Here is a 13,349-nt window from a genome sequence, read left to right on the forward strand (position 1 = left end):
TGGCGCGGCCGCGGCCGTGCGCCCGCGGGGTGGTGGCGCCGGCCGGCGGCCATGATGATCGACCGGCGCCGGGCCCGTCGGGCGGCTAGCTCGGCGCGGCGGCGGAACGGCGAGATCAACTCTTGCCGGCCTCGCCGACGTCGGAGATGACCAGGCGCAGCAGCTTGTCGTCGTCGGGCTTCGGGTCACCCCGCCCGTCCTTGTTCGACGTGGAGATCCACAGGCTGCCGTCCGGCCCGACCGCGGCCGCGCGCAGGCGCCCGAACTCGTCCTTGAGCAGCGGCGTGGGCGCCCCGAACGGGGTGCCGTTGGCCGTCACCTGCATCACGTAGAGCCGAGCCCCCTTGAGGCACGCGGTGACCAGGTAGCCGCTGAGGTACGCCATGCCGGCGCACGACGCCTCGGACGTCTTCCAGGTCTGGATCGGGTTGGTGTACTTCGGGTCGCTGCCCTTGCCCTCGACCAGCGGCCAGCCATAGTTCTTGCCGGCCTCGATCACGTTGAGCTCGTCGGCGTCGCTGGCGCCGTACTCCATCGCGTAGAGGTGCTTGTTCGCGTCCCAGGCCAACCCTTGCACGTTGCGATGTCCGTAGCTGTACACGGCGGTTCCGAACGGGTTACCGGGCGCCGGCTTCCCGTCGGCCGTGATCCGCAGGATCTTCCCGCCGAGGCTGTTGAGGTTCTGCGCCGTCTCGGGCTTGTTCGCGTCCCCGGTCGCGACATACAGGAACCCGTCCGGCCCGAACCGGATCTGCCCGCCGTCGTGCACCTCGCCCTTGGGGATCCCGGTCAGGATCGGCGTGGGCGGCTGCCCGAGCGTGAGCTTGGCGACCCGGTTGTCCTCGGCGGTCGTGTAGTACACGAACACTGTCTTGTCCACGTCGTACGTCGGGGAAACCGCCACCCCGAGCAGCCCGCCCTCGCCCCCGGGCGTGGCCGCGTCGATCTTCTGCAGCTCCGCCACGAGCATCCCGTCGGACGTGGTCTCCTTGCCGACCTTGAGCAGCCGCTTGCTGTCCCGCTCGGTGACCAGCGCCGACCCGTCCGGCAGGAACGCGATCCCCCACGGCACCGCCAGCCCCTTGGCCAGCACCGTGACGGAGACCCCGGCCCCCTCGCCCGCGCCCGAGCTGGACGGCGAAGGGTACGGCGACATCTTCGGCGGCGACCCCAGCTCGTCCGGCGGCGGCGGCCCGAACGAACAGGCCCCGAGATTCAGGGCCGCGACAGCCGCGCAAAGGGCAGCCAGGCTCCGGCCGACGTGCCGGCCTGCGAAACGGTGCGTCCGGGCGCTCACCGGGCCAAGCGTAGCGTTGCCGGCCGCGGGACCCCCGGCCTCCCACGCCTGCTCACCGACCCACCCCACGTTTCCCCTTCCCGGTGCTGTTGCGTTCCTCCCCGCGCCCGCGCGCCGCGCGGCCGCTGTGCTTTTTGGTGACGAGGCTTGCCGCTCGGGCACGGTTCCCCGCCGCGGACCCGGCCGGTTGGCTCGGTGGCGGTGCCCGGTCCGGATCTTCTCGCTCGGGCGCGTGCTGCGTGCTCCGGCCTCGGCTTCGCCCGGGTCCGGGTGCCGTGCGTCGGCCTTGCGCTCGCTCGGGCGTGCGCGGATGCCGTGCGTCGGCCTTGCGCTTGCTCGGGCGCGCGGATGCCGTGCTCCGGCCTTGCGCTTGCTCGGGCGCGCGGATGTCGTGCTCCGGCCTCGCGCGGGTGCCGGGTGTTGGGCTCCGGTCTTGCACCTCGCGCGGGCGCGGGGACTCCGGCCTTGATCGAGGCCGGCGCGGGCTGCGGTCCGTGCGGGGAGGGCGAGCGGGCATCATCGACGCATGGCGAAGATCTGGATCGCGCACGATTTCGGGGTCGAGCGGCTGCGCGCGGAGGCGGAAGGGGCGCGGCTGGTCGTCGAGGTCATGCCGTCGCCGGAGGAGCTGCCCTCGGAGCCGGGCGACGTGGCGTTCTGGGTGCCGCCGTTCCTGGCCCGGTCCGAGGTGACCATGCTCGCCGCGCGGATGCCGCGGCTGCGCGTGGTGCAGCTGCTCAGCGCGGGCGCGGACGCGTGGGCCGGGCGGCTGCCAGCGGACGTGAGCCTGTGCGACGCGCGCGGCGTGCACGACTCCTCGACCGCCGAGTGGGTCGTCGGCGCCGTCCTCGCCCACGTGCGGGACCTGCCGCTGTTCGCGCGGGCGCAGGAGCGGGGGGAGTGGGCGTACCGGCGAACGGACGAACTGGCGGGCAAGCGCGTGCTCATCGTCGGGGCCGGCTCGATCGGGCGCGCGGTCGAGGCACGGCTGGCGCCGTTCGAGGTGACGGTGACCAAGGTGGCCCGGCGGGCGCGTCCGGGCGTGCACGGGGTCGAGGAACTGCCCGAGCTCCTGCCGCACGCGGACGTGGTGGTGCTGCTGGTACCGCTGACCGAGCAGACCCGGGGCCTCGTCTCGCGCGACTTCCTGGCCCGCCTGGGCGACGGGACCCTCCTGGTGAACGCCGCGCGGGGGCCGGTGGTCGACACGGACGCCGTCACCGCCGAGGCGCGGACCGGGCGCATCGGCTTCGCCACCGACGTCACCGATCCCGAGCCGCTACCGCCCGATCACCCACTGTGGCGGATGCCCAACGTGCTGATCACTCCGCACGTCGCGGGGTCGGTGCCGGGCCTGCTGGGCCGGGCCTACGCGTTGGCCGCCGCCCAGCTGCGCCGCTTCGTGGCCGGCGAACCGCTGGAGAACGTGGTTACCGAAGGCTACTGACCGGTCACGCCCATGCTGATAGTCGGGGATCGATGGCTGACGGCGAGTCCGGTCGGGGCCCCGCGCTACCCGTTCTTCGGCTTGCGGCTGGGCCGGGGCCTCTTGTTCCTCGTCCTCTGGCTTGCGGCTGGGCCGGGAGTCCTCTGGCTTGCGGCTGGGCCGGGAGTCCTCTGGCTCGCGGCTGGGCTGGGGGTCCTCTGGGCTTGCGGCTGGGCCGGGGGTGCTCTCGCTCGTGGCTAGGCCGGGGCCGAGGCCTCTTGCTCCTCGTCCTCCGGCTCGCGGTCGGCGTCCTGCGCCTCCGGGCGGCCGGTCTGCAGGTCCTGGCCGCTGGCCTTGACCAGGCGGGGTAGGTCGGCGGGGCGGACGGCGTCGAGCAGCACCAAGCGGCCGTTGGCCAGCCGGGCCTGGACGGTGCGACCGTCGGTCACGAGGCCGTCGACCGCGTTCCACGGCACGGTGCGGCGGCCCAGCAGCGCGCGGACGGTGAAGCCGCGCTCGTCGACGTCGGTGCCGGCCCGCCAGGCCCATACGGCGATGGCGAGCGGCACCAGGAGTACCGCCAGGAACCAGACGCTCTCGGCGAGCAGCGGAACGGCTCCGATCGCGGTGATGCCGGCCGCGACGGCGAGCGCTGCACTGCGCCGGAACTTGACCTTGACCTGGTTGCTCACCCCGACATCCTCCCACCTTTCGAGGAACTGCCTCCGCGCGGTGGGGGCGGGCATACTGAGCGCCGTGGGGGATGAGAACTGGTGTCCGAGACGGCCCGGCCGCCTCTCGCTAGCACCGGCGCCCGGGGTTACGCTCGGTGCTGTGTCTGACGAGATCGCTCCCGGTGTAGGGAATCATGCCGGGCGATCTGCGGCGAATTGTCGAGTTTTGCGGACTGCCGGTCGGGCGGGGGGCTAGGACTTGACCACCACTATCCGCCGCGACGCGCCCTCCTCCTGGGCCTCCGGCGTCAAAAGCAGCCGCCGGGTCGCGGTACGCCCAACAGGCATCATCGCCGGCTCGCTGCTCGCCGTTGCGGCGCTTGCCGCCCTGGTCGTGGCCGGTTGGGGCATCAAGGAGCTCAGCATTATCTGGGGCGTGACCGCGATCGTCGCCCTGGCCGGTGTGGTGGTACTCACGCTGCGCGGTTTCCCACTCTTCGCGATCCTCACCGTGGTCGCCGGGGCCGTCGCGTGGGGCGCGGCCACGCGCGGGCGCCTGCCGGACAGCTGGTTCGACATCCTCAGCGTGCTGGGCTTCATCGGGATCAATCTGGCTTTCGTGGTACCGCTGGCAGGGTCTTTCCTCTCGGCACTGCTGCTCGACGCTCGTCGCGTGGCCCGCCTGTCCATCGACGAGGCATTGAGTGGGCGCCGTTGGTGGGGCAAGCCGGACGACCACCTCCCGCGCCTCAAGGAGCTGGAGGCCATTCCGAGCGCCCGCTTCTTCGCCCTGGGCGAGGGCGGCTGCACCCACCTGGTCGCCGCCGGCCGCCGCGTGGCCCTGTTCCTGCCCACCGTCTGGCCCCACGGCGAGTTCACTATGGACGCCGCCGGCCAGGTGCTGCGCGGGGGCCGCCTCTTCGTCCCGGGCTCCGAGGACGTGGACGGCCTCGCCGCCGAGGTCCACACCTGGCGCGAGCAGCTGGCCAAGGTCGGCGGCGCGGTGCGCGGATACCTGGTCGTCGCCCCCTCGCGCGGCGACATGAGCGAGAACCTCGTCATCTCGGTCGCGCCCGGCGAGCACCTCCACCTGGTCCACGCCCACGAGATGACCGAGGCCGCGGGGCGCTGGCTGGCGGCCGAGCCGTACCGCGTCGACCTCCACGTCATGGAGCGCCTCCTCATGCTGGCGGAGGGCGACACGCTGCCCGACCCGCTGTCGTTGCCGCGCACCTTCCCCCGGGAGGCGCCCGCGCCGTCCACGGGGCGCACGCCCCTGCCCACGGACGCCGCGTTCGCCGCCGCCGCGGGCGAGGAGGCGCCGATGCTGCCGGCCACGGTCGGCTCGGCGGCCGAGGCTACGGCCACCCCGACGGGCTGGCGCCCCGGCAACGGCGCTATGCGGGCCCGCCTGGGCCGGCGGCTGGCGAGAGGTGCCCGCGCGGACGAGTCCGAGCCCGGCGCCGCCGATTCGACCGCCCCGCTGGACGACGACCTGGCCACCCTGGACGAGGACGGTTTCTCGCCGTCGACCGCGCGCGCGGCCGTCGACCGCCTCGACGGCGACTTCGGCATTCCCGCAGACGAGGACCGTTTCGCGTCCCCGGCTTCGCGCGCGGACGCGCTTGGCGGCCGTTTCGACCGCGATTTCGGTGCCGCGGCTGGTGAGGACCGTTTTTCGTCCTCGGCTTTGCGCGCGGATGCGGACGCCGGCCGTTTCGACCGTGACTTCGGCCCTTCGGCTGGTGAGGACCGTTTTTCGTCGTCGGGTTCGCGCGCGGATGCGGACGCCGGTCGCTTTGATCGCGACCTTGGCATTTCCGCCGGTGGCGGGCTTCTTCCGGGGACCGATACGCGTGCGGAGGCCGGTTCCGGAGCCGATGTCCCTGAGACCGGCGGAGCCGGGGCGTCTCAGGAGCGTCCGGGCGACGCGGCGGTCCCGTCCGACGATGGCGACGGGCGCGCGGACGCCGGGGGTTCCTGGGAGGCTCGGTCCACCCGCGATCTGGTCGGTAACTGGGACAACGACTCGGCGAGCCGGATCGCGGCGTGGGCGGCCGAGGGGATCTCGACGCCGTCCGAGACGCCCGCCCCCTCCTCATCCTTCACGTCGTCCTCGGGTTCTTTCTCGGCCGTCGAGCCGGATCGGGAGCAGCGGCGCCACGGCGAGGACGGCGACGACCGGCCGGAGGCCGATGGCTGGTCGTGGAGGACTTCGGTCGGCGGGGAGCGTTCCTCGGGGGCGGAGGATGGGTTCCGCTGGAGTGGCGCGGCTGGTGACGACTTCCCGGTGACGTACGAGCCGGGCGCCTGGTCCAGCCGGCCCGATTCCGCGGAGGAGGCCGCCCGGGAGCGGCGGCCGGCCTGGATGGAGCCGGAGGAGCCGGGGGACGCGTCCGGGCGGGGCGCCGAGACGCGGGAGCCCATGTCCGACCGGGCCGAGCGCGCTGCGGAGCCGTGGAGCTCGTCGTCCGCCTGGACTCCGACGCCGGCGCCCGAGCCGGTCGCCCCGGCCGGGGAGGCGCCCGCGCGGGAGCCTCAGTCGCAGCGTGGTGGCTCGTATACGCCTGAGCCCGTTGCGGAGGAGTCTCGTCCGGAGCCGGTGTTGGAGTCGTGGGGGAGTTCGTTCGCGTCTGAGCCTGTGGCGGAGGCGGCTCGTGTGGAGCCGGTTTCGGAGTCGTGGCGGGGTTCGTACGCGTCCGGGCAGGACCTTGGGGTGTCGGGGTCGGCGGTCGAGGCGGAGTCATGGCGGAGTAGCTCGTTCGCGTCCGAGCCAGTTGCGGAGGAGCCTCGTCCGGAGCCGGTTTCGGAGTCGTGGCGGGGTTCGTACGCGTCTGAGCAGGACCTTGGGGTGTCGCGGCCGGCGGTCGAGGCGGAGCCGTGGCGGAGTAGCTCGTTTGCGTCCGAGGCGGTTGGGGAGCTCGGGGCGCGGGAGCGTGGGGTCGGGGAGCGTGGGGCTGAGCAGCGTGAGGTCGGGGAACGCGGCGCGCGGGCGCGTGGGGCTGGGGAGCGGCCCTCGTGGGGTGGGAGCTTGTTCGACGGGGAGGCGCCCGAGCTGGTGGCCAAGCCGCTCGAGTTGCGGCGGTCCTGGGATTCGGACCCCGAAGCGCGGTCCGTCAGGCGGCGGGAGCGGGGTCAGACGGGGGCGGGGGACAACGGCGGGGTGACCGGGGCCTGGCCCAGGGTTTCTGGGGATCGGGTGCCGGATTCGGCCTCCGGGGCGGTACCGTCCGCGCCGTCCTCGCCCGCAGCGGCGCCTTCCGCTTGGCCGCCGCCGCCCTCGTCGGGTTCCGGGGATTCGCCGTCGCCGGGTGCGGCTTCCGCGGCCGGGGAGTCGTCGTCCGCAGTGCCGCCGGCCTGGTCGCCGCCGTCGCAGTCGCCGCTGGACTCCTGGTCGTCCTCTTCCGCATCGCCGTCGGACTCGCGATCGTCTTCCGCGTCGCTGCCGGACTCTTGGGCGGGGTCGTCGGCTTCGGCGTCGTCGGATTCGTGGTCGGGGTTGTCGGCGTTGTCGTCGGATTCGGCGTCGTCTTCTTCCGCATCGCCGTCGGACTCGCGATCGTCTTCCGCGTCGCTGCCGGACTCTTGGGCGGGGTCGTCGGCTTCGGCGTCGTCGGATTCGTGGTCGGGGTCCTCGGCGTCGTCGGCGGAGGGGTTGTCCTCGGGCGGGGCGTCGGCGCGGTCGTGGGAGGGTTCGTCGGCGGCGGCTGGCTCGTCGGAGAGCTGGCCTTCGGCGGGGACGGAAGGCTCGTCGGAGAGTTGGGCCTCGGCGGGGACGGAAGGCTGGTCGTTGTCGGCTGGGGCGGGGGAGACGGCGCGGGGGGCGGTCGGGCGCAGCGACGGTAGGGAGGCCGGGGAGCAGGGCGCGCCGCCGGTGCCGGAGGTTGCCGAAGAGGCTTGGTGGGACGCGGGCAAGGCGTCCGGCAAGGAGCCGGTCGAGAAGCCCAAGCGGTCCCGGTGGGGGCGGGGCAAGGCGAAAGTGGAGGAGCCGGCTCGCGACGACTGGGCCACAGAGGCGACCAGCCGGTGGGATCGCGCCTCCGGGCGTCAGGTTGCCGCCGGCGACGCGGGGTGGCAGGCCGGTCGGGAAGGTGTTGCGGAGACCGCCAGCGAAGCCGGTCCGGAGCCGCGGTGGGAGCGGGGCGCCGGTGCGGGGTGGCAGGCCGGTCGGGAAGGTGTTGCGGAGGCCGCCAGCGAGGCCGGTCCGGAGCCGCGGTGGGAGCGGGGCGCCGGTCTGGACGTTGGGCGTGAAGGCGAGCAGGGTCGGGACGCCGCCGGGGTTGAGGCGGCGGATCGGATTCCCGAGCAGCGTAAGCGGGAACCCGGGCCGTTCGACGACCTTGCGCCGCTCGAGCTGAACCTCGACGAAGAGCCCAAGGAGCGGACCCGCCGGTTCCGCCGCAAATAAGCGACGCCGCGAGCAGGCAAAGCCGCAAGCAGCCAAAGCGGGCCGCGACCGCGGATAGAGGCGCGGAAGAGCCGCGCGGAAGACGGCGCGGTTGAGCCGCGCGGAAAACGGCGGCAAAGCAGCGCGAAAAGCAGAAGGAGCGCCCCCCAGGCGGGAGGCGCTCCTTCGACGTTGCGGCTGAGGCTAGCGCCAGCCGGCCATCGGGTACGCCGACAGCAGCTCGCGCACCTCGGCGGCGATCGTGTCCAGGCCCGCCTCGTCGTCCTTCAGGGCGGCGTCCACGGCGCGGGAGATCCAGTCGGCGACCTGCGGCATCTGGGCCTCGGTCAGGCCGCGGGTGGTCAGGGCCGGGGTGCCCAGGCGGACGCCCGACGGGTCGAAGGGCTTGCGGGTGTCGTACGGCACCGTGTTGTAGTTCGTCTCGATGCCCGCCCGGTCCAGGGCCTTCGCGACCGGCTTGCCGCCGATGCCCTTGCTGGTCAGGTCCAGCAGGATCAGGTGGTTGTCGGTGCCGCCCGAGACCAGGTCGAAGCCGCGCTCCAGAAGGGCCGAGGCGAGGGCCTTGGCGTTGGCGACGATCTGGTGGGCGTACGCGGAGAACTCCGGCTTCGACGCCTCGCCCAGCGCCACCGCGATGCCCGCGGTGGTGTGGTTGTGCGGGCCGCCCTGCAGGCCGGGGAACACGGCCTTGTCGATGGCCTTCGCGTGCTGCTCGTTGCACATGAGCATGGCGCCGCGGGGGCCGCGCAGGGTCTTGTGCGTGGTGGTGGAGATGACCTCGGCGTGACCGACCGGGGACGGGTGGGCGCCGCCGGCAATCAGGCCGGCGATGTGGGCGATGTCGGCGACCAGCACGGCGCCGACCTCGCGGGCGATCTCGGCGAAGCGTGGGAAGTCGATCGTGCGGGGGATCGCCGTACCGCCGGAGAAAATGATCTTCGGGCGTTCGCGGAGGGCGATGTCGCGCACCTCGTCGAAGTCGATGCGGCCGTCCTCGCGGCGGACCGTGTACTGCACGGCGCGGAACCAGGCGCCGGTGGCCGAGACCGACCAGCCGTGCGTCAGGTGGCCACCCATCGGCAGCGCCATGCCCATGACGGTGTCGCCGGGCTTCGCGAGGGCCATGTACACGGCCAGGTTGGCCGGCGAGCCCGAGTACGGCTGGACGTTGGCGTGGTCGACGCCGAAGACCGACTTGGCGCGGGCGATCGCCAGCTCCTCGATCGGGTCGATGTACTTCTGGCCCTCGTAGTACCGCTTGCCGGCGTAGCCCTCGGAGTACTTGTTGGTGAGGACGGTGCCCGTGGCCTCAAGGACGGCCTGGGAGACGTAGTTCTCCGAGGCGATCATGCGGAGCGTGTCGTGCTGCCGCTCCGCCTCACCCTGGATGAGGCCCGCCAGCTCCGGGTCGGCCTCGGTGAGGGCGGTCAGTGCTGGGACGTGCATGCGCTTCCTCCTGGCAGATGCCGATCGGGCACCCAGGCGCGCGGTGCCGGCGATTCTTGGGAGCTCCCCGGTGGTCGGTTCCACCTTGATGTGCGCCAGTCGCAGATGACTTCGCCGATCGTAGTGGACCCGGCCACCGGGGAGGCAGCCGGTTACGGAACGCGCCGGTAAGCCCCGTCACTGGCGGCGGTGGCCATCGAGGCATAAGCGCGCAAAGCCGCCGAGACCGGACGCTCGCGGTCCAGCGGGGTGTACGGCCGGTCACGCTTGTCCTGGGCGATGCGCCGGGCGGCCAGTTCCTCCTCGCCGACGCGCAGCTCGATGGAGCGGGCCGGGATGTCGATGTCGATCCGGTCGCCGTCCTCGACGAGCGCGATGAGCCCGCCGCCGGCCGCCTCCGGGCTGATGTGGCCGATGGAGAGGCCCGACGTACCCCCGGAGAAACGGCCATCGGTGATGAGGGCGCAGGCGCGGCCGAGGCCACGGCCCTTGAGGAACGACGTCGGGTACAGCATCTCCTGCATGCCCGGCCCGCCCTTCGGGCCTTCGTAGCGGATCACCACGACGTCGCCGGCGACGACCTGCTTGGCCAGGATGCCGTCGACGGCCGCCTCCTGGGACTCGAAGACCCGGGCGGTGCCGCTGAAGCGCAGGTTCTCGTCCGGCACGCCGGCGGTCTTCACCACGCAGCCGTCGGGGGCGAGGTTGCCAAAGAGGATCGCGAGCCCGCCGTCGGCGCTGTACGCGCGCTCGACGCTGCGGATACATCCGTCCGCGCCGTCCACATCAAGCGAGTTCCACCGATTCGTGGTCGAGAACGGCTCGGTGGTGCGGACCCCGCCGGGCGCGGCGTGGAACAGCTCGATGGCCTCCGGCGAGGGGGCCGCGCCGCGGATGTCCCACGTGTCCAGCCACTCGCGGAATGACGCGGCGTGAACCGACGAAACGGACTCGTTCAGCAGCCCGGCCCGCGACAGCTCACCCATGATCGCCGGGATCCCGCCGGCCCGGTGGACGTCCTCCATGTGGTACTTCTGCGTGTTCGGCGCCACCTTGGCCAGACACGGCACCCGGCGGGAGATCGCGTCGATGTCGGCCACGGAGAAGTCGAGCTCGGCCTCGCGGGCGGCGGCCAGCAGGTGCAGCACGGTGTTGGTCGAGCCGCCCATCGCGACGTCCAGGGCCACCGCGTTCTCGAAGGCGGGCCGGGAGGCGATCGCGCGCGGCAGGACCGAGGCGTCGTCCTGTTCGTAGTACCGCCGGCAAAGATCGACGATCAGCGAACCGGCCTTGGTGAACAGGGCGCGCCGCGCGGCGTGGGTCGCGAGGACCGAGCCGTTGCCCGGCAGGGCCAGGCCGATCGCCTCGGTCAGGCAGTTCATGGAGTTGGCGGTGAACATGCCGGAGCACGAGCCGCACGTCGGGCAGGCGGAGCGCTCGATCTGGCCGAGCTGCTCGTCCGTGACGGACTCGTTGGCGGAGGCGATCATCGCGTCGATGAGGTCGAGCTTGGCGTCCTTGTCGTGGACGACACCCTCGATGGCGATCGTCTTGCCGGCCTCCATGGGGCCGCCGGAGACGAAGACGGTGGGGATGTTGAGGCGGAGGGCGGCGAGCAGCATGCCGGGGGTGATTTTGTCGCAGTTGGAGATGCACACGAGCGCGTCGGCGCAGTGGGCCTGCACCATGTACTCGACGGCGTCGGCGATGAGCTCGCGACTGGGCAGCGAGTAGAGCATCCCGCCGTGGCCCATGGCGATGCCGTCGTCGACGGCGATGGTGTTGAACTCCTTGGCGACCCCACCCGCCTCGGCAACCGCGTCGGCGACGATGATGCCGAGGTTGCGGAGGTGGACGTGGCCCGGCACGAACTGCGTGAAACTGTTGGCGATGGCGACAATCGGCTTGCCGAAGTCGGAGTCGGTCATGCCGGTGGCGCGCCACAGGGCGCGGGCGCCGGCCATGTTGCGACCAGAAGTGGAGGTCTTGGACCGCAGCTCGGGCATACCTGCGAGTCTGACACGTTCCGCATGCTGGGATCGGTTGACTCAGGCGGTGAGATGCGTCAGAGTGGGCTCATGTCGTCGAGGTCGCTCCGAGTACTTATCATCTAGCGCGCCGACGCCTGCCGTCAGCGCGCTAGCCCCCCGTGCCGAGCACGTGGGGTTTTTTCATGTCCGGAGCCTGTGCTCAAAATTGCCTTGAGTCGACCACGACACCTTTCGAGCGAAAGTGCGAGTTGCGATGACGAGACCCACGCCAGAAGTCCTCGCCCACCGAGCGCATCCAACGACGCCGCCGGCGGCCGACAGCAAGAAGCCCCAGCCGAACTCCCCGGCGGAGCTGCTCACCGGCGCGCAGGTACTCGTCCGCTCGCTCGAGGCGCTCGGCGCCGACGTCGTGTTCGGCATTCCCGGCGGGGCGATCCTGCCCGCGTACGACCCGCTGTACGACTCCGAGGCCGTCCGGCACATCCTGGTCCGCCACGAGCAGGGCGCCGGGCACGCCGCCACCGGCTACGCCCAGGCCACCGGCAAGGTCGGCGTGTGCATGGCGACGTCCGGCCCGGGCGCGACCAACCTGGTCACCCCGATCGCCGACGCCTACATGGACTCGGTCGCCATGGTCGCCATCACCGGCCAGGTCGCCTCGCAGTCCATCGGCACCGACGCCTTCCAGGAAGCGGACATCGCGGGCATCACGCTGCCGATCACCAAACACAACTACCTGGTCAAGTCCGGCGAGGAGCTGCCCCGGGTGCTCGCCGAGGCGTTCCACCTGGCCGGCACCGGCCGCCCGGGCCCGGTCCTGGTCGACATCCCCAAGGACGTGCTGCAGAACAAGACCACGTTCAAGTGGCCGCCGGTGCTGGAGCTGCCCGGGTACCACCCGACGCTGCACCCGCACGGCAAGCAGATCCGCGAGGCCGCCCGGCTCATCGCGGCGGCGAAGCGGCCGGTGCTGTACGTCGGCGGCGGCGTCATCAAGGCCCACGCCTCCGAGGTGCTGCTCAAGCTGGCCGAGCTGACCGGCGCCCCCGTGGTCACCACGCTGATGGCCCGCGGCGCCTTCCCCGACTCGCACCCGCAGCACATGGGCATGCCGGGCATGCACGGCACCGTCGGCGCCGTCTACGCCCTGCAGAAGTCCGACCTGCTCATCGCGCTCGGCGCCCGCTTCGACGACCGGGTCACCGGCCAGCTGTCCACGTTCGCGCCGAACGCGCAGGTCATCCACGCCGACATCGACCCGGCGGAGATCGGCAAGAACCGGGCCGCAGACGTGCCGATCGTCGGCGACGCCAGGCACGTCATCGAGGAGCTCATCTCCGCCGTGACGGCCGAGCACGCGGCGGGGCGCCGCCCGGCGCTCAAGGACTGGTGGGCGACGCTGGACGACGTCCGCGGCCGCTACCCCCTGGGCTACGAGGAGCCCGCGGACGGGACGCTGTCGCCGCAGTACGTCATCGAGCGCATCGGCCAGATCGTCGGGCCCGACGCCATCTACACCGCCGGCGTGGGCCAGCACCAGATGTGGGCCGCGCAGTTCGTCAAGTACGAGCAGCCGGCCACCTGGCTCAACTCGGGCGGCCTGGGCACCATGGGCTACGCCGTCCCGGCCGCGATGGGGGCCAAGGTCGGCATGCCGCACAAGACGGTGTGGGCGATCGACGGCGATGGCTGCTTCCAGATGACCAACCAGGAGCTGGCCACCTGCGCCCTGGAGGGCATCCCGATCAAGGTCGCCGTCATCAACAACGGCAACCTGGGCATGGTCCGGCAGTGGCAGACGCTGTTCTACGACGAGCGGTACTCCAACACCGAGCTGGGCACCCACAAGCACCGCATCCCCGACTTCGTGAAGCTCGCCGACGCGCTGGGCTGCGTCGGGCTGCGCTGCGAGAACAAGCGCGACGTCGATGCCACGATCGAGGCGGCGATGAAGGTCACCGACCAGCCGGTCGTCGTCGACTTCGTGGTCGGCAAGGATGCAATGGTGTGGCCGATGGTGGCCGCCGGCACGAGCAACGACGAGATCATGTTCGCGCGGGGCGTCCGTCCCGCGTTCGACCAGGACGACGTGTAGGGAGTCACGCAG

General features: G+C 72.2%; 7 protein-coding genes. 3 read left to right on the plus strand and 4 right to left on the minus strand.

What is annotated here, in order from left to right; genetic code table 11:
• Positions 1 to 115 precede the first annotated feature (115 nt).
• Complete coding sequence (locus AB0M46_RS21905; RefSeq protein WP_363338751.1) at positions 116 to 1,249, minus strand: PQQ-dependent sugar dehydrogenase; 1,134 nt, start codon at positions 1,247 to 1,249, stop codon at positions 116 to 118.
• Positions 1,250 to 1,907: 658 nt separating this feature from the next.
• On the opposite strand from AB0M46_RS21905, the gene AB0M46_RS21910 reads away from it, so the two are divergent.
• On the plus strand, positions 1,908 to 2,744 hold the full coding sequence (locus AB0M46_RS21910) for a 2-hydroxyacid dehydrogenase (RefSeq protein ID WP_363338753.1): 837 nt from the start codon (positions 1,908 to 1,910) through the stop codon (positions 2,742 to 2,744).
• Positions 2,745 to 2,980: 236 nt separating this feature from the next.
• Here AB0M46_RS21910 and AB0M46_RS21915 read toward each other — a convergent pair whose 3' ends face one another.
• Positions 2,981 to 3,415 (minus strand): PH domain-containing protein, encoded by a 435-nt coding sequence (locus tag AB0M46_RS21915; protein ID WP_363338664.1) that lies wholly within the window; start codon positions 3,413 to 3,415, stop codon positions 2,981 to 2,983.
• 241 nt (positions 3,416 to 3,656) lie between these two features.
• Between AB0M46_RS21915 and AB0M46_RS21920 the strand changes: the two genes are divergently transcribed.
• Entirely contained in the window at positions 3,657 to 7,805 is a 4,149-nt protein-coding gene (locus AB0M46_RS21920) for a hypothetical protein (RefSeq protein WP_363338666.1), read from the plus strand.
• 183 nt (positions 7,806 to 7,988) lie between these two features.
• On the opposite strand, the gene glyA is transcribed toward AB0M46_RS21920, so the two are convergent.
• A complete protein-coding gene (gene glyA / locus AB0M46_RS21925; protein ID WP_363338668.1) occupies positions 7,989 to 9,251 on the minus strand; it encodes a serine hydroxymethyltransferase in 1,263 nt (420 codons plus the stop codon).
• Positions 9,252 to 9,403: 152 nt separating this feature from the next.
• Positions 9,404 to 11,257, minus strand: a complete 1,854-nt coding sequence (ilvD, locus tag AB0M46_RS21930) for a dihydroxy-acid dehydratase (RefSeq protein ID WP_363338670.1) — start codon at positions 11,255 to 11,257, stop codon at positions 9,404 to 9,406.
• Positions 11,258 to 11,495: 238 nt separating this feature from the next.
• Between ilvD and AB0M46_RS21935 the strand changes: the two genes are divergently transcribed.
• The gene (locus tag AB0M46_RS21935) at positions 11,496 to 13,337 is read left to right on the plus strand and encodes an acetolactate synthase large subunit (RefSeq protein ID WP_363338672.1); all 1,842 of its coding nucleotides are present in this window, start codon (positions 11,496 to 11,498) and stop codon (positions 13,335 to 13,337) included.
• The last annotated feature ends 12 nt before the right edge of the window (positions 13,338 to 13,349 follow it).

Source organism: Dactylosporangium sp. NPDC051485, assembly GCF_040682015.1.
Taxonomy (GTDB): domain Bacteria; phylum Actinomycetota; class Actinomycetes; order Mycobacteriales; family Micromonosporaceae; genus Dactylosporangium.